At 72.3% G+C, this 15,903-nt stretch carries 15 protein-coding genes; 6 read left to right on the plus strand and 9 right to left on the minus strand.

Translation table 11 applies throughout. The features are described from left to right. Positions 1-27 precede the first annotated feature (27 nt). The 4 genes from ACIQMX_RS26555 to ACIQMX_RS26570 form a co-directional block, all read right to left on the minus strand. On the minus strand, positions 28-801 hold the full coding sequence (locus tag ACIQMX_RS26555; protein WP_402481697.1) for an anti-sigma factor domain-containing protein: 774 nt from the start codon (positions 799-801) through the stop codon (positions 28-30). Then, the gene (locus ACIQMX_RS26560) at positions 798-1,382 is read right to left on the minus strand and encodes a sigma-70 family RNA polymerase sigma factor (RefSeq protein ID WP_363077150.1); all 585 of its coding nucleotides are present in this window, start codon (positions 1,380-1,382) and stop codon (positions 798-800) included. The genes ACIQMX_RS26555 and ACIQMX_RS26560 overlap by 4 nt, the downstream gene beginning before the upstream one ends. 117 nt (positions 1,383-1,499) lie before the next feature. Then, the gene (locus tag ACIQMX_RS26565) at positions 1,500-1,973 is read right to left on the minus strand and encodes an ABA4-like family protein (RefSeq protein ID WP_402481701.1); all 474 of its coding nucleotides are present in this window, start codon (positions 1,971-1,973) and stop codon (positions 1,500-1,502) included. After that, entirely contained in the window at positions 1,970-2,932 is a 963-nt protein-coding gene (locus ACIQMX_RS26570; RefSeq protein WP_402481704.1) for a hypothetical protein, read from the minus strand. Before ACIQMX_RS26570 ends, ACIQMX_RS26565 begins: the two co-directional genes overlap by 4 nt. Before the next feature lie 106 nt (positions 2,933-3,038). Here ACIQMX_RS26570 and ACIQMX_RS26575 point away from each other — a divergent pair, with 106 nt between their 5' ends. After that, positions 3,039-3,677 (plus strand): MerR family transcriptional regulator, encoded by a 639-nt coding sequence (locus ACIQMX_RS26575; protein WP_363077144.1) that lies wholly within the window; start codon positions 3,039-3,041, stop codon positions 3,675-3,677. A 315-nt stretch (positions 3,678-3,992) separates the two neighbouring features. Here the strand turns inward: ACIQMX_RS26575 and ACIQMX_RS26580 are convergent, their stop codons facing one another. After that, positions 3,993-4,835 carry a siderophore-interacting protein gene (locus ACIQMX_RS26580; protein WP_363077142.1) on the minus strand — a complete coding sequence of 281 codons (843 nt, stop codon included), beginning with the start codon at positions 4,833-4,835 and terminating at the stop codon, positions 3,993-3,995. A 123-nt stretch (positions 4,836-4,958) separates the two neighbouring features. Then, positions 4,959-5,867, minus strand: coding sequence for a 5'-3' exonuclease (locus tag ACIQMX_RS26585; protein WP_363077220.1), 909 nt, complete (start codon positions 5,865-5,867; stop codon positions 4,959-4,961). A 363-nt stretch (positions 5,868-6,230) separates the two neighbouring features. Between ACIQMX_RS26585 and ACIQMX_RS26590 the strand changes: the two genes are divergently transcribed. From ACIQMX_RS26590 to ACIQMX_RS26600, 3 genes are all read left to right on the plus strand, one after another. Then, on the plus strand, positions 6,231-7,295 hold the full coding sequence (locus tag ACIQMX_RS26590; RefSeq protein ID WP_402481707.1) for a glycine betaine/L-proline ABC transporter ATP-binding protein: 1,065 nt from the start codon (positions 6,231-6,233) through the stop codon (positions 7,293-7,295). Further along, the gene (locus tag ACIQMX_RS26595; RefSeq protein ID WP_363077138.1) at positions 7,288-9,924 is read left to right on the plus strand and encodes an ABC transporter permease/substrate binding protein; all 2,637 of its coding nucleotides are present in this window, start codon (positions 7,288-7,290) and stop codon (positions 9,922-9,924) included. The genes ACIQMX_RS26590 and ACIQMX_RS26595 overlap by 8 nt, the downstream gene beginning before the upstream one ends. Positions 9,925-10,095: 171 nt before the next feature. Next, on the plus strand, positions 10,096-10,641 hold the full coding sequence (locus ACIQMX_RS26600; protein WP_363077136.1) for a helix-turn-helix domain-containing protein: 546 nt from the start codon (positions 10,096-10,098) through the stop codon (positions 10,639-10,641). A 16-nt stretch (positions 10,642-10,657) separates the two neighbouring features. On the opposite strand, the gene ACIQMX_RS26605 is transcribed toward ACIQMX_RS26600, so the two are convergent. Next, a complete protein-coding gene (locus ACIQMX_RS26605) occupies positions 10,658-11,806 on the minus strand; it encodes a TDT family transporter (RefSeq protein ID WP_363077134.1) in 1,149 nt (382 codons plus the stop codon). Between the two features lie 70 nt (positions 11,807-11,876). On the opposite strand from ACIQMX_RS26605, the gene ACIQMX_RS26610 reads away from it, so the two are divergent. Continuing rightward, the gene (locus tag ACIQMX_RS26610) at positions 11,877-12,809 is read left to right on the plus strand and encodes a LysR family transcriptional regulator (RefSeq protein ID WP_402481712.1); all 933 of its coding nucleotides are present in this window, start codon (positions 11,877-11,879) and stop codon (positions 12,807-12,809) included. A gap of 66 nt (positions 12,810-12,875) precedes the next feature. Next, a complete protein-coding gene (locus ACIQMX_RS26615) occupies positions 12,876-13,823 on the plus strand; it encodes a phosphotransferase family protein (protein ID WP_402481715.1) in 948 nt (315 codons plus the stop codon). Between the two features lie 19 nt (positions 13,824-13,842). On the opposite strand, the gene ACIQMX_RS26620 is transcribed toward ACIQMX_RS26615, so the two are convergent. After that, positions 13,843-14,907: a class I SAM-dependent methyltransferase gene (locus ACIQMX_RS26620; protein ID WP_402481718.1), complete on the minus strand. Its 1,065-nt coding sequence runs from the start codon at positions 14,905-14,907 to the stop codon at positions 13,843-13,845. A 244-nt stretch (positions 14,908-15,151) separates the two neighbouring features. Then, positions 15,152-15,850: a gamma-glutamyl-gamma-aminobutyrate hydrolase family protein gene (locus tag ACIQMX_RS26625; protein WP_363077126.1), complete on the minus strand. Its 699-nt coding sequence runs from the start codon at positions 15,848-15,850 to the stop codon at positions 15,152-15,154. Positions 15,851-15,903: the final 53 nt, after the last annotated feature.

A 15,903-nucleotide genomic window follows, 5' to 3' on the forward strand; every position in this document is an offset into this window, starting at 1 on the left:
TTCGTCAGCGCCGGCGGGCCGGGTGGTTCAGGCCGGCAGGCTCATCAGCGCCAGCGGGGCCGACGTCGGCTGCGCCGAGCCGCCCGCGGGTTCGACGGTGACGCCCATGCCCGTGGCACCGTCGACCGGCCCGTCGAGCAGGGTCGCGTACGTCGTGGGGGAGGCGCCCGAGGCCTGCATCAGACCCGCGGAGCGCATCGTGCCGCCGTCGTCGAACCACAGCTGGTAGACCTTGCCGCCGGGGGCCTCGGCCAGTCCCGAGGCCAGGAACACGGCACGGTCCTGGCTCTCGGAGACCACCACGGTGCCCGTCGCGCCGTCCTTCAGCGCGCCGGAGCGTGACTGCGCGTCGGGTGCGGCGAGGACCTGGACGAGCCGTGCGTTCTCCGCCTGCGCGGCGCGGGCCTCCTGCCGGGCGTCCTGCGCCTCCTGGTTCTGCCGGACCGCGACGCCGCCGAAGCCCGCCGCCGCGGCCAGGCTCGCGGCGAGCGCGAACGCCGGCCAGCGCCGGGCCCGGCCCGCGCCGTGGTGTCCGGTGGCCCCCGGCCGCGTGCGGCGGCCACCGGGCGGCGGCTCCTGGCGTACGGTCGCGATCTCCCGCAGCACCCGCTCGCGCAGCTCCCTCGGTGGCACCGCGGACACGGCGAGCCCGAGCCGGGTCGCGGTCTCCGAGAGCTCGTGCACCTCCACGGAGCAGGCCTCGCAGTCGCCCAGATGCCTCTCGAACTCCCGGCGTTCGGTCTCCGGAAGGGCGTGCAGGGCGTAGGCCCCGGTCAGTGTGTGCAGTCCGGCGTCGCTCATGCGCTCACCCCGAGGCAGTCGCGCAGCCGGATCAGTCCGTCGCGCAGTCGTGTCTTGATCGTTCCCAGCGGTGCCGCGAGCAGCTCCGCCACCTCGCGGTAGGTCAGTCCGCGGTAGTACGCCAGGGTGACGGACTCCCGTTGCAGCTCGGAGAGCGTCCGCATGCAGCGGCGTACCTGCTCCCGCTCCAGCCGGGTCTCGACCTGTTCGGTGACGTCGTCGAACGCGGGGGTGCGGTCGAGCAGCGCGGCCTTGTGCTCACGGGCCGTCGTGGCCTCCACCGAACGGACCCGGTCCACCGCCCGGTGATGGGCCAGTGTCAGCACCCAGTTCATGGCGCTCCCGCGGGCGGCCTGGAAGCGCGGCGCCGTACGCCACACCTCGACCAGGACCTCCTGCGCGACCTCCTCCGACTGGGCCGGGTCACGCAGCACGCTGCGGACCAGTCCGAGTACGGGCCCGCACACCGCCTCGTACACCTGGGAGAAGGCGTCCTGATCGCCCCGGGCGACCATCCCCAGGAGCTCCTGGAGATCAGGCCCCGCCGAGGCCGGTCCGCTGATCTGCACGGCTTCTTTCACGCGGGCGTCCTCCCAGGGTGCTCATCGGTCTCGTGGGGTGATTCGGAGCCGAAGTCAGCGCGGATTGGTCAGGTGACCGAAATCCTCGCATCCGTACGAGATCACGCGGACCGTTCCTCAGCGGCCCGCCACCACGCGGTCCGCCCGGTCCGGATCCGCGCTCCCGGCCCGGGTTCCGCGTGCCCGGACCGCGCGCAGCGCCAGGAAGAGCAGCAGTCCGAACGGCGAGAGCAGGATCGTCAGCACCAGCAACGGGCCCATCACCCACGGGGAGACGCCCAGCCTGCGGCTCTCCAGGAACATCCACTGGCCCAGCAGCAGGTCCCAGGCGATGACCTGGGCCCACACCGCTCCCGCCCCGTTCGCCAGCGCGGTCAGATCCCGGAACGTGTCGATGTCCGGGCTGCTCACCGCCGTCCAGAGCTCGGGGAACACCGGAAGGGCCATCGCCAGGTACACGGCGAGTACGGGCAGGACGGTCAGGGGCGAGGCGGCGATCCGGGCCGTGATCGCCCGGCCCGGCAGGAAGATCATGAGCAGCCAGAACGGCGCCGCCAGGGCGAACGAGATCTCGAACAGTGCGCCGGTCATCGGACGGATTCCTTCGCGGTTGAGGGAGCGTGGTGCGCCTCGGGGCGCCCCCGCAGAGCGCCGTACGCCCCGGCGGCGGTGGCGGCCAGGACGACCGCGGCGGCGGTGAGCGTCACGCCGTCGGGACGGAGCAGCGGCTGGCCGCGCAGCGCCTGCCAGGCAACCAGGGCGGTGACCGCTCCATAGGCGCCGGAGGCGATCCGCACCAGGCGCAGCCGGACCCCGGGGTCACGCAGCCGGACGAAGCGCGGCGCCAGCGCCGTCAGGGCGAGCAGGAGGAGCGGGAGCAACTGGAGTGCGTGCATGCCCACGAAGTGCGGGATGCGCAGATCGCCGCCGGTCGTCGACCAGCCGGTCAGCGGCATCGAGGGCCCGCCGTCCGGTACGCCCACCGCGTGGGCGCCCACCACATCGGCCGTGTCGAGGTTCCCGGCCGCCCGCTGTTCCTGGGAGGGCTGCGTCATCAGGAAGCCGAAACCGGCACCCACCAGCGCCAGCAGCACGCCCGAGCGGATGGCCCAGGCGCAGGCGCGGTCGGCGATGCGGGCGCGCAGCAGGAGGATCGCGATGACCAGCGTGCCGGTCCACAGGATGACCACCGTGGCGCCCATCGCGGCGAACAGCGAGGAGTCGAACGGTGTGGCGTGGTTGAAGTGACTGCGCTTGCCGCGCACGACCTGCGCGGTGATGAGCGCCATCTCGACCAGGCTCGCGAGTGCGACCACGGTCCCGGCCCACCAGCCGGTGCGACGGCCACGGGTGAGCAGCGTGAGCATCCAGGCGAGCGCCAGGGCGTACACCACGAACGAGACCGCGAACTTGAAGGGCTTGAACCAGATCGCCGAGCCCGCCAGGACCCGGTCGTCGGCCATCAGGCCCACCCCGGAGACGACGGTCATCACGGCCATGGCGGCGGCGAAGAGGACTAATGGACGGTGCCAGGTGCGCCAGTGCGGCATGAGATCCCCCAGAGATGATTATGGATAGTGACACTCTCTGCTATCCGATAGTGGAACTATCTAGGATGGGAGGCGGGTTGGCAAGCGGGATGAGGGAGAACGCGCGGTGCGCATCGGCGAGTTGAGCCGCAGGTCCGGGGTTCCGGTACCGACGATCAAGTTCTACGTACGGGAGGGACTGCTGCCCGCCGGGCGGCTGACCAGCCCGAACCAGGCGAGCTACGGCGAAGGGCACGAGCGCAGGCTCCGGCTGATCCGCGCGCTGCTGGACGTCGGAGGGCTCCCGCTTGCGGCGATCGGGGAGGTGCTCCGGGTGATGGAGGACCCCGAGCAGCCGCTGTTCGACGTGCTGGGCGCGGCGGCGAAGAGCATCGCGCCGTCGCGGGGCGGCGGCCCCGGGACCGAACTGGAGGACGCCCGCGAGGATGTGGCGGAACTCCTGAAGCGCAAGGGCTGGCTGTGCGAGGCGGGCAGCCCCGGCGGCGAGTCCCTGGCCGAGGTGCTGGTGGCGCTGCGCCGGGCCGGCCACGGCAGCTTCGCGGAACTGCTCGACGACTACGCGGCGGCCGCCGAGGAGGTCGCGCGCGCCGACATCGACTACGTCGGGCGCCGCGTGGCGCGGGAGGACCTGGTGGAGGGCGTGGTCGTCGGCACGGTGCTCGGCGAGGCGATGTTCGCCGCCCTGCGCAGGCTCGCGCATGTCGACGCGTCGGCGCGGGCGTTCGGCGAGGAGGCGCGCGACTGAGCCCGCGGTGCGGGGCGCGGGCGCGGGGGTGCGCGAGTGTGCCCGTGGCGCGGTGCGCGGGCGCGACTGAGTCCGCGGTGCGGAGTGTGGTTGCGGGGGTGCGCGAGAGTGCCCGCGGTGCGGTGCGCGGCTACGGGGGTGCGCGACCGAGTCCGTGGTGTGGTGTGGCCGCGGGTGTGCGCCGTCGTGGCTGCGGCACCGCGCGCTCGCGGGTGCGGAAACGGGTCGGGTGCGACCGTGCCCGACCCGTGGGTGCGACCGTGCCCCGGTCCGTGGGTACGGGCCGGGGCACGGTGTCGTTCGTCTCCCGGGGCGCTACGCGGCGCTCTCCTGCTCGCGCTCCACCTGGGCATTCCACTCGCGCTTGACGGAGCGCCAGGCGTCGTCGTTCTGGCCGAGCCGCCAGTAGCCGGAGATCGACAGCTGCGGCAGCGGGATCCCGCGGTCGAGCCGCAGGTGGCGGCGGATCTCCTTGACGAAGCCGGCCTCGCCGTGGACGAAGGCCTGGACCTCGCCCGCGGGGAACTCCAGCTCCTTCACCGCGGCGGTGAGCGCCTCGCCCACCGGCCGTCCGCCCCGGTGCAGCCAGGTGACCTCGACGCCGTCCGGCGACGCGATCTTCTGCTCCTCCGATCCGTCCGCGACCTCGACGAACGCGTGGACCACCGCGCCGGCGGGCATCTGCTCCAGCGCCGCGGCCACGGCCGGCAGCGCGCTCTCGTCGCCCACCAGCAGGTGCCAGTCGGCCGAGGCGTCGGGGCCGTAACCGCCACCGGGGCCCAGGAAGGTCACCTGGTCGCCCGCTGCCGCGCGGGCCGCCCACGGACCTGCGAGGCCCTCGTCGCCGTGCACCACGAAGTCGATCGCGAGCTCCCGGCTGTCCGGGTCCCAGGAGCGCACCGTGTACGTACGCGTCGTGGGCCACAGTTCGCGCGGGTACTCCTCGCGGATGCGGGCCATGTCGAACGGGTGCGCGTAATCAGCGCCTTCGGGGGCGAAGCACAGCTTGACGTAGTGGTCGGTGAAGCCGGCCAGCGTGAAGTCGGCGAGGCCGTCACCGCCGAGCACCACCCGGATCATGTGCGGGGTGATCTGCTCGGTGCGCAGGACCTGCGCACCCTGCGCGGTGGGTGCCTGACGCGCCGGTCGTTCTGCCACGAGGTTGTCTCCCTGCTCCGGATACCGGACCGGTGGTCCTGCACGCGACCACGGGTCTTAGGGTTACCTAACCTAACACCTCGGGTGCGGGCCGGGGAGACGGCCGGCCGCCCGGGTGGCCGCTCAGGCGGCGAGGACCGTGAGCAGGCGCTGCAGAGCCCCGCCCAGTCCCCACTGGTCCGCGAGCGCTTCGAGGGTCGCGGGGTCCCGGGGTTCCGCGGGCAGGGCGGGGTCGAACTCCGGCAGAGGGACGTCACCGGCGACCCGGACCACGGTCGGCGCGACGGCCACGTAGTCACGGGCCTCGTCGAGCCGCTTGCGCTGGGAGGGCGTCAGCTTGGCGGCCGGATCGTCGACCGCGGCCATGATCCCGGCCAGATCGCCGAACGCGTCCAGCAGCTTCGCCGCGGTCTTCTCGCCGATCCCGGGAACGCCCGGCAGCCCGTCGCTCGGGTCGCCGCGCAGCAGCGCGAGGTCGACGTAACCGGAGCCGGCCACCCCGTACTTCTCGCGGAGCCACGCCTCGTCCGTCATCTGGAGCGTGCCGACTCCCTTCAGCGGGTAGAGCACCCGCACCCCGCGGGCGTCGTCCACCAGCTGGTAGAGGTCCCGGTCGCCGGTGACGATGTCGACCGGGCCGGCCGCCCGGCCGGTCAGCGTGCCGATCACGTCGTCGGCCTCGTACCCCGCGACGCCGACCCGGGCGATGCCCAGGGCGTCGAGGACGTCCGCGATCACCGGCACCTGCGGGGCCAGCGTGTCGGGCGTCTCCTCCTCATCGGGCAGCCCCGCGCCCGTCTCCACGGCGACGCGGTGCGCCTTGTACGAAGGGATCAGGTCGACCCGCCACTGCGGCCGCCAGTCCGCGTCCCAGCAGGCGACCAGATCGTCCGGCCGGTGGTCCTGCACGAGGCGGCCGATGAAGTCCAGCAGCCCGCGCACGGCGTTGACGGGTGTCCCGTCCGGGGCCCGCACCGAGTCGGGCACCCCGAAGTAGGCGCGGAAGTAGAGGGAGGCGGTGTCGAGGAGCATCAGGCGTCGCGTCACACCCCGATGATGCCGCACCCCACTGACACCTGACGGCTCACCGCACTGACGGCTGAGCTCATCGCGCCGACGCCGGCCGCCGTGGACGCGGTTCCCGAACTCGCGCCGCTCTTTTGTGACCTGGGTCACTCTTGTGTTTGCCCTGCGTAAGTGGGGGCAGGCGCGGCATCGGAGCGGACCACGTCGCATTTTCAACTAGTGCACGTGCCATGCGGACCGAATCCGCACCGCTCCACGGTCTGCCGGAGGGGGTGGCAGACCGTTATCGGTTCAACGCGTGAGGTGTATGTGTCAAGGCTGCAAGCCGAACACTTGTACAAAGTATTCGGCAGACGACCCGATCAAGCCGTGCAGAAGCTCAAGGGCGGCACGGACCGCGAAGCGCTGCGCGCCGACGGAACGACCGCAGCGGTGATCGACGCATCGTTCACCGTGGAACCGGGCCAGATCTTCGTCGTGATGGGTCTGTCCGGATCCGGCAAGTCCACGTTGCTGCGCATGCTCAACGGGCTGCTGGAGCCCACCGCCGGCCAGGTCCTCTTCGACGGACAGGACCTGACCGCCCTGCGCCCCGCCGAGCTGCGCCACGTCCGCTCCACCAAGATCAGCATGGTGTTCCAGCACTTCGCGCTCTTCCCCCACCGCAGCGTCCTGGAGAACGCCGCCTACGGCCTGGAAGTGCAGGGTGTGCCGCGCGCCGAGCGCAACCGCCGTGCCACCGAGGCACTGGAGATGACCGGCCTCGCCGGCTGGGAGAAGTCCTGGCCCGACGAGCTCTCCGGCGGCATGCAGCAGCGCGTCGGCCTCGCCCGCGCGCTCGCCACCGACGCCGACCTGCTCCTCATGGACGAGTCCTTCAGCGCGCTCGACCCGCTGATCCGCCGCGACATGCAGGACCAGCTCCTGGAACTGCAGAAGCGGCTGAAGAAGACCATCGTCTTCATCACCCACGACCTCAACGAGGCCATGCGCCTCGGCGACCGCATCGCCGTGATGCGCGACGGCGAGATAGTCCAGCTCGGCACCGCCGAGGACATCCTCGTCACGCCGGCCAACGACTACGTCGCCTCCTTCACCCAGGATGTCGACCGCTCCCGGGTGCTGACCGCGGGCGCCATCATGGCCGAACCGCACACGGTGATGGGCTCCACGACGGACGACGGCGCGGAACTGCGTACGCCCGCCGACGTGCTGCGGGAGGCACCGGCCACCGTCGCCGAGTCCACCCCGATCATCGAACTGTTCACCCCCTGCTCGCAGAGCGGGGTCGCGGTCGCCGTGACCGACGACAAGGGCAAGCTCGTCGGCGTCGTGCCGAGGGCCCGGCTGCTCGCCGTCCTCGGTGAGCCGATGACCCCCACCGAGGCTCCCCAGGACGCCGCGGCACCGCTGAAGAAGGTGGCCAGTGTTTAGGCTCCATCTCGGCGACTGGGTCGACTCCGCCGTCGACTGGCTCCAGACCCACCTGGCCTGGCTCTTCGACGCCATCAGCTCCGTGGTGAGCGGCATGTTCGACGGCATCGCCGCCGTGCTCTCCGCTCCCGCCCCCCTGCTCTTCGCGGGCATCGTCGCCGTCATCGCCTGGTGGCTGCGCGGTCTGCTCGCCGGTGTGCTCGCCTTCGTCGGCTTCGCCCTCATCGACTCCGTCGAGTTGTGGGACGAAGCGATGGACACCCTCACCCTGGTGCTCGTCGCCACCATCGTGACGCTGGTCCTGGCCATACCCCTCGGCATCTGGGCGTCCCGCTCGAAGGCCGTCAGCGCGGTGACCCGGCCGGTCCTCGACTTCATGCAGACCATGCCCGCCATGGTCTACCTGATCCCCGGCGTCATCTTCTTCGGCGTCGGTGTCGTCCCCGGGATCATCGCCACCATCATCTTCGCGCTGCCCCCGGGCGTCCGGATGACCGAGCTCGGCATCCGCCAGGTCGACGGTGAACTCGTCGAGGCGGCCGAGGCCTTCGGCACCACGTCGCGCAACACCCTGCTCCGGGTGCAGCTGCCGCTCGCGCTGCCCACGATCATGGCGGGCATCAACCAGGTCATCATGCTGGGCCTGTCCATGGTGGTCATCGCCGGCATGGTCGGCGGCGGCGGCCTCGGTGGCGCCGTCTACCGCGCCATCGGCAACGTCGACGTGGGCCTCGGCTTCGAAGCCGGCGTCTCCATCGTCGTCCTGGCGATGTACCTGGACCGCATGACCAGCGCCCTGGGCCGCGAGGTCTCCCCGCTCGCCCGCCGCGCGCTCGCCAAGGCGCAGGCGATGGCCGGCGGACTGAAGGTGTGGAACTACCGCCCGCAGCCCGTCGTCGCCCTGGTCGGCATCGTGATCCTCGCCCTCGTCGCCGGCGGCATGGGCATGTTCGGCTCCTCCGGCAAGAACGGCACCGCGGGCTCCGACCCCGGGAACATCGGGGCCGGCAAGAAGATCAGCATGGGCTACATCCCGTGGGACGAAGGCATCGCCTCCACCTTCCTGTGGAAGGAGATGCTGGAGCAGCGCGGCTTCGAGGTCGACGTCAAGCAGTACGAGGCCGGCGCGCTGTACACCGGCATGGCGGGCGGCCAGATCGACTTCGAGACCGACTCCTGGCTGCCGGTCACGCACGCCGCGTACTGGAAGAAGTACAAGGACCGCCTGGAGGACATGGGCTCCTGGTACGGCCCCACCTCCCTGGAGCTCGCCGTTCCCTCGTACGTGAAGGGCGTCGACTCGCTCGACGACCTGAAGGGCAAGGCGTCGGACTTCAAGGGCCGGATCGTCGGCATCGAGCCGAGCGCCGGTGAGACGGGCCTGCTCAAGGACAAGATCCTGCCGGGCTACGGCCTGGACAAGGAGTACAAGGTCGTCGACGGCTCCACGCCGTCCATGCTGGCCGAGCTGAAGCGCGCGTACGCCAAGAAGGAACCGATCGTCGTTCCCCTCTGGTCGCCGCACTGGGCCTACAACCAGTACGAGCTCACCAAGCTCAAGGACCCCAAGAACCTCTGGGGCCAGGGCGACGGCATCCACACGCTGACCCGCAAGGGTTTCACGGCCGACAACCCCGAGGTCGGCAGCTGGCTCAAGAACTTCAAGATGACCGAGGACCAGCTCACCAGTCTTGAGGCGCAGATCCAGAAGAGCGGCTCCGGCAAGGAGCAGGAGGCCGTCCGTACCTGGCTGAAGGCCAACCCGGGCGTCGCCGACAAGTGGACCCCCGTCAAGAAGGCCACCACCTCCAAGGGCGCCGGCGGCAAGGACGAGCGCGACCGTGCCGTCGAGATGGCCTGGTTCCCCTGGGAGGAGGACATCGCCGCCACGTATCTGTGGAAGGCCGTCCTGGAGGACCGCGGTTACAAGATCAACCTCAAGCAGTTCGAGGTCGGACCGATGTACGCCGCGATGTCCCGCGGCCAGATCGACGTGCAGTTCGACGGCTGGCTGCCGTACACCCAGAAGAACTACTGGGACAAGTACGGGACCAAGCTGACCGACATCGGCTCGTGGTACGGCCCGACGTCGCTCGAGATCGCAGTGCCCGACTACGTCAAGGACGTCAAGTCCCTGGCCGACCTGAAGGGCAAGGCGTCGGAGTTCAAGGGCCGGATCGTCGGCATCGAACCCGGCACCGCCACGATGGAGAACCTGAAGAAGAACGTGCTGCCCGCGTACGGCCTGGACAAGGAGTACAAGGTCGTCGACGGCTCGACCCCGGCGATGCTGGCCGAGCTGAAGCGCGCGTACGCCAAGAAGGAGCCCATCGCCGTCATGCTGTGGACCCCGCACTGGGCCTACAGCGAGTACCGGATGACCAAGCTCCAGGACCCGAAGAAGGCCTTCGGTGACGGCGACCGGCTGCACACCATCGCCTCCAAGGAGTTCCCGGAGAACTACCCGCAGCTGACCAAGTGGTTCAAGGACTTCAAGCTCAGCGAGGACCAGCTCGCCGGCCTGGAGAACCAGATCCAGAAGCACGGCACGGGACACGAGGAGGAAGCCGTGAAGGCCTGGATGGACAAGAATCCGGGCATCGCGGACAAGATCGCTCCTCAGCAGTAGCCGCGGCCGGGCCCCCACCAGGGGCGCGGCACGGAAAGGGGTGGGCACCGCCGGTGGCGGTGCCCACCCCTTTCGGACTGTCGGAACGTCTCTTTACCGGCCTTCCTCGCCCAACGGTGTGCGTAAGGTGCTCGCAGCCGGAAGGATGGCGAGTCGGGAGGGAGCCGGACAATGGACGACAAGGAAACACTCCGGGTGGGCGCTGCGGTCCGCCGACAGCGCAGATCCCTGGGACTCACCCTGGCAGCGGTCGCCGCGCGCAGCGGCCTGTCCGTGCCGTTCCTCAGCCAGATCGAGAACGAGCGGGCCAGGCCCAGCGCCCGTTCCCTGGACCGGGTCGCCGAAGCGCTGGAGACCACCACCGCACGCCTGCGCGCGGCGGCGGACTCCGCGCGCGAGGTCGATGTCGTGCGCGGCGGCCAGGAGGACGGCGTACGCAGGGTGGTACGCGGCCGCCATCAGCTCAGCGCCCTCGAATTCACCGGGGAGCTCGACCTGGGGCGCGAGTTCCAGCACCGCAACGACGAGGTGATGTACGTCGCGGAGGGCGCCGCCGAGGTCGAGGCCGAGGGCCAGGCCTACCGGCTGGAGCGCGGCGACACCCTGTTCCTCTCCGGAGGGGTGCGCCACCGCTGGCGCGCCACCGTTCCCGGTACCCGGCTGCTGGTCGTCGCCGTCGCCGAGCACATCGACGCCACCTTCGACCCGCGGCGCTGAGGGACCGGGGCCCCGGTCACACCGTCCCGGCCGTCACCGGCGCGGCGGCCCGCGGCGCCGCGAGCAGCGTCCCGTCGACCAGCCCGCGCACGGTCCGGGCCCCGGCCACCGCCCAGGCCGCCACCAGCAGCACGTACAGCGCCACCGCCAGCCAGGTGAACGCGTCCAGACCGGTGTGGCGGGCCAGACCGGCGGCCCCCGTCACACACGTACCGACGGGGAAGGTGAAGCCCCACCACGTCATCGCGAACGTCATCCCGCCCCGCAGCGCCCGCACCACGAGAACGCCGGACAGGGCCAGCCACAGCAGAGCGAACCCCATGACCGGCACCCCGTACAGCACCGCGAACGCACCGAGCGCGGCGGCGTACGGGGCCTGGATCGCACCCGGCGCCACATCGGCCAGCGCGTTGACCGCGGTCGTCGACTGGCCCAGCGGGCCGAGCACCAGGAACAGCGTGGGCGTCAGCACGAGCGGCAGCGGCCCCCGGTGGACCAGCCGGGCGAAGACCAGCGGCAGCATCACCAGCGTCGCGAGCAGGCTCATCCCGAACATCGCGTAGCAGGCGAGCAGCAGAGCCTCCCGCCACTGGCCCTCCGCGAGCTCCGGCACCAGCAGCGGCCCGAGCGCGGCCGACACCATGGGCGCCACCACCGGCAGCAGCCACACCGGCGACGCGGTGCCCGGCTCCGGCCGGTGCCGCACGATCATCAGATACGGGACCGCCACGGCGGCGGCCAGCCCGGTCAGGGTGCCCGCGGTGTACAGCAGCACATCCAGGGCGAGCGCCGCCTGATGTCCGATCACGTCCTTGCCGACCACCATCCCGGACCCGCCGACGGCCAGCAGCGCCATCGAGAGGCAGCCGTAGAACGGTGCGACCGCCGGGTCCAGGAGATGGGCACGGGCCTGGTCGCGGTGGGCCGCCCAGTGCCCGGCACGGGCCGCCAGCACGGCGGCGAGCAGGACGGCGGAGAGCACCCACACCGCCGCGCAGGCCGCCCGCAGCCCGGGGACGTGCACGGGCAGGGCCGCGCCCGCACTCGCCACGATCGCGGTGCCCATGACGGTCGCGTACCAGTTGGGGCCGAAGTGCCGCAGGGCCGGCCGCCGGACGGCGGCGGAGTACGGGGGAGCGGTGCGGGTCTGCGGAAAGATGGCCATGCCACGATTCTCGGTACGCGTACCGTCCCCCACCAGGGAGTCCCGGCCTATGAGGTCATAAGGTGGACTTATGACCAGCGATGCTCCCGCACTCCTCTCGCACCGGGTACCCGATCTCGGCGCCCTGGAGCTGCTCCTCGCCGTCGCCCGGCACGGCAGCCTCGGGCGGGCGGCCCGGGACGTCGGCATCAGCCAGCCCGCCGCCAGCAGCCGCATCCGCTCGATGGAGCGACAGCTGGGCCTCGCCCTCCTCGACCGCTCGCCCCGCGGCTCCCGCCTCACCGACGCGGGCGCGCTCGTCACCGACTGGGCGCGCCGGATCGTCGAGGCCGCCGAGGCGTTCGACGCGGGCGCGCAGGCGCTGCGGGACCGCCGCGACTCCCGGCTGCGGGTCGCCGCCTCCATGACCATCGCCGAATACCTGCTCCCGGGCTGGCTGATAGCGCTGCGCGGCGCACGGCCCGGCACCGCGGTCTCGCTGCTCGCCGGCAACTCCGCAGTGGTCGCACAGCGCCTGCTGACCGGTGAGGCCGATGTCGGCTTCGTGGAGGGCCTCTCCGTGCCGGAGGGGCTCGACGGCACCGTCATCGCGCACGACCGCCTCGTCGTCGTGGTCGCGCCCTCGCACGCCTGGGCCCGCCGCCGCACCCCGCTGACCCCGCGCGAGCTGGCCGGGACGCCGCTGATCCTGCGCGAACGCGGTTCCGGCACCCGCCAGGTCCTGGACGCCGCCCTCGCCGTGCACGGAGGACTGGCCCAGCCGCTCCTGGAGCTCTCCTCCACCACGGCGGTCAAGGGGGCGGCGGAGAGCGGTGCCGGCCCCTGCGTCCTGAGCGAGCTGGCCCTCGGCGAGGAACTCTCGGCCCGGCGGCTGGTCAAGGTACCCATCGCCGGAGTCCGCCTGCGCCGCCAGCTCCGGGCCGTCTGGCCCGCGGGCCACCGCCCCACGGGCCCGGCCCGCGACCTGCTCTCCCTCACGCGGTCGGGTCCCGCCGCCGACTGAACCGCGCGGTCGCGGCCGCCGGAAACCCGCTGGCCCGCCCGCGGGCCGCGCCGCAAGGATGGGCCCATGACCGTGACCGCACCGCCCGCCACCGGCGTCCGCCACCACTGGGCCGGCCTGCCCCACGCCGTACGCGCCGCCGTCCAGGACATCCTCGGCGCGCCGGTCGTCGAGGCCCGCAGCCAGAGCGGCGGCTTCTCGCCCGGGGTCGCCGCACGGGTCCGGCTCGCCGACGGAAGCCGCGCCTTCGTGAAGGCGGTGAGCGCGGAGACCAACCCCGACAGCCCGGACCATCACCGTGCCGAGGCCCGGAACACCGCGGCGCTCCCAGCACACGCCCCCGCACCGAAGCTGCTCGGCTCGTACGACGACGGCACCTGTGTCGCCCTCGTCCTGGAGGACATCGACGGCCACCAGCCCCGCGTCCCCTGGGACCCGGCCGAGCTGGACCGCGTCCTGGCCGCGGTCGGCGACCTGACGCGTGCCCTCACCCCGGCCCCGGTCGACGCACCCCCCGCCGCGAGCGGCAAGACCACGATGTTCACCGGCTGGCGGACCCTGCACGCGGCGGGTGACACCGCGCGCCTCGACCCCTGGGTGGCCCGCCGGCTCGGCACACTCGCTGAACTGGAGTCCGGCTGGGAGGAGCCCGTGGCCGGCGACAGCCTGGCCCACGGCGACCTGCGCGCCGACAACATCCTGCTCACCGAGGACCGCGTCGTCTTCGTCGACTGGCCCCACGCGGTGCGCGCGGCGCCCTGGTTCGACCTGCTGGCGATGCTGCCGTGCGTGGCGGCCCAGGGCGGCCCCGACCCGGAGACCGTCTTCACGGCCCACCCGCTCGGCCGGGGCGCCGACCCCGCCGGGGTCACCGCCGTACTCGCCGCGCTGGCCGGCTACTTCGTCGCGCACTCGCTGCGCCCGGACCCTCCGGGTCTGCCGACGCTCAGGGCGTTCCAGGCGGCCCAGGGCGCGGTCGCGGTGGACTGGTTGCGGCGGCGGCTTGCCGGGTGATGCCAGCGGGTCCGTGGCGTCAGCGGCGGGCCACGTAGTAGACGTTCAGGATGTCGCCCTCGACCCGACGGGTGTCGATCCGGCCGAACCCCGCCTCGCCGAGCATCTTCCGGGCCGTCTGCTCACCCCATACGGTGCCCAGCCCCTCACCGCCCTCGCCCAGCGAGACCGACATGCAGTAGAACACCGAGAACGTGTACAGCGCCGGGCCCAGCGGGTGGTCGATGTTCTCCTCCAGACGGCTCGACGCCGCGATGTCCCCCATCAGGAACACACCGTCCTCGGCCAGGGCGGCGGCGACGCAGGCCAGCGCGCGGGCCGGCCGGGCCAGGTCGTGGATGACGTCGAACGCCGTGATCAGGTCGTAGGAGCCGGAGACCTCGGCGCAGTCGCCGATGTCGAAGGCGGTGTTGGCCAGCCCCAGCGCGGCCGCCTCGGCACGCGCGACGGCGATGCCCTCCTCGGACATGTCGAGCCCCTGGAACCGGCTCGCCGGGAAGGCCCGGGCCAGGACGTTGACCGCGTGACCGTGACCGGTACCGATGTCCAGCACCTCGATGCCCGAGCGCAACCGCTCCGTGAGACCGGGCACCAGCGGAACGATCCCGTTCACGAGAGCCAGGTCGAAGACCTCACCGGACTCCTCCGCCTGAAGGCCCTGGAACCGCGGATACGCCGAGTACGGCAGCCCGTTCCCGGTACGGAACGCCTCCAGCACCTGCTGCTCGACCTCGCCCATCATGCCGAAGTCCTGCGCGATCCGGGCCAGGTTGTCCGGCCCGGCCGCCCGCGTCAGCGAGGCGGCGTGCTCGGGCGGCAGCGCGTACGCGCCCTGCCCGGGCTCGTAGTCCACGATGCCGCCGGTGACCATCGCGCCCAGCCACTCCCGGACATAGCGCTCGTTCAGACCGGCGGCCCGCGCGATCTCCGTACTCGTGGCCGGCGCCATCCCGGCCATCGTGTCGAACAGGCCGCTCTGGTGGCCCAGGCCCGCCATCAGACCCAGGCAGGTGTCGTTCACCACCTGGACCATGCGGCCCGCGAACGCTTCCTGCTTCACCGCATCCGGTGCTGTGACGGACATCGTTCCTCCTCTCGGTACCGGGCCACGAGAAGGAGGCGGATTGGACGGCCGGCCGCGCTCACGGCGGGCGGCCCGACGAGACGGCGACGGATACTCTTCCCTCGCCACGCTACGCCGTACGGGCGACGGCGGCCGCCCGGACCGGAGGCCGTTCCCGCGGGTCCACCGAGGGGCTCTCGTCCGGATCGTGCCGGACCCCGCGAGCCCGGCACGATCCGGACGACAGGCCCCGGCGCACACCGCCTCAGCCCGCCGGCGACGCCGCCGCCACCAACGCCCGCATCACCCGTACGTCGTCGCCCATCTCCGGATGCCACTGCACCCCGAGCACCCACCCCGGCCCCGGCAGCTCGACCGCCTCCACCGTGCCGTCCGCCGCGTGCGCCGAGGCCACCAGCCCCGTACCGAGCCGGTCCACGGCCTGGTGATGGTAGGTGGGCACCCCGCACGGCCCGGGCGCCACCGAGGCGTACCGCGTGCCCGCGACCGGAGTCACCGTGTGCGTTCCGAGCACCCCGGCCGCCCCGTCCGGCCCCGTGTGCCCGTCCAGATGCTGCGCCAGCGTGCCGCCGAGCACCACGTTCAGCAGCTGCATCCCGCGGCAGATCCCGAGCAGCGGCGTGCCCGACTCCAGCGCCGCCCCGATCAGCGCCGCCTCCCAGCCGTCCCGCTCCGGCGCGGGCGGCCCGGTCCGCGGGTCGCGCTCCGCCCGGTACCGCGCGGGATCCACATCCGGACCGCCCGCCACCACCACCGCGTCGAGCCGCGCCACCACCGACGCCGCGCACTCCGGCTCGTCCGGCGGCAGCAGCACCGCAAGCCCGCCCGCCTCCCGGACCAGCCGGGCGTAGCCGGCGGGCAGGAGCGTCGCCGGAAGGTCCCAGACGCCCCAGCGCGCCGAGGCGACCAGGTAGGTACTGACACCGATCAGCGGACGGTTCATCGGATCCCTCACTTCACTCGCACGGCACGCGGAACGAACCGGCACCGTATCCA

It is taken from the genome of Streptomyces sp. NPDC091416, from assembly GCF_044756845.1.
In the GTDB taxonomy this organism is placed as follows: Bacteria; Actinomycetota; Actinomycetes; order Streptomycetales; family Streptomycetaceae; genus Streptomyces.

Coding starts and splice junctions, on each gene's coding strand:
- ACIQMX_RS26555 (WP_402481697.1), bottom strand. CDS start 801: ATGAGCGACGCCGGACTGCACACACTGACCGGGGCCTACGCCCTGCAC.
- ACIQMX_RS26565 (WP_402481701.1), bottom strand. CDS start 1,973: ATGACCGGCGCACTGTTCGAGATCTCGTTCGCCCTGGCGGCGCCGTTC.
- ACIQMX_RS26570 (WP_402481704.1), bottom strand. CDS start 2,932: ATGCCGCACTGGCGCACCTGGCACCGTCCATTAGTCCTCTTCGCCGCC.
- ACIQMX_RS26585 (WP_363077220.1), bottom strand. CDS start 5,867: ATGCTCCTCGACACCGCCTCCCTCTACTTCCGCGCCTACTTCGGGGTG.
- ACIQMX_RS26600 (WP_363077136.1), top strand. CDS start 10,096: ATGGACGACAAGGAAACACTCCGGGTGGGCGCTGCGGTCCGCCGACAG.
- ACIQMX_RS26605 (WP_363077134.1), bottom strand. CDS start 11,806: ATGGCCATCTTTCCGCAGACCCGCACCGCTCCCCCGTACTCCGCCGCC.
- ACIQMX_RS26610 (WP_402481712.1), top strand. CDS start 11,877: ATGACCAGCGATGCTCCCGCACTCCTCTCGCACCGGGTACCCGATCTC.
- ACIQMX_RS26615 (WP_402481715.1), top strand. CDS start 12,876: ATGACCGTGACCGCACCGCCCGCCACCGGCGTCCGCCACCACTGGGCC.
- ACIQMX_RS26620 (WP_402481718.1), bottom strand. CDS start 14,907: ATGTCCGTCACAGCACCGGATGCGGTGAAGCAGGAAGCGTTCGCGGGC.
- ACIQMX_RS26625 (WP_363077126.1), bottom strand. CDS start 15,850: ATGAACCGTCCGCTGATCGGTGTCAGTACCTACCTGGTCGCCTCGGCG.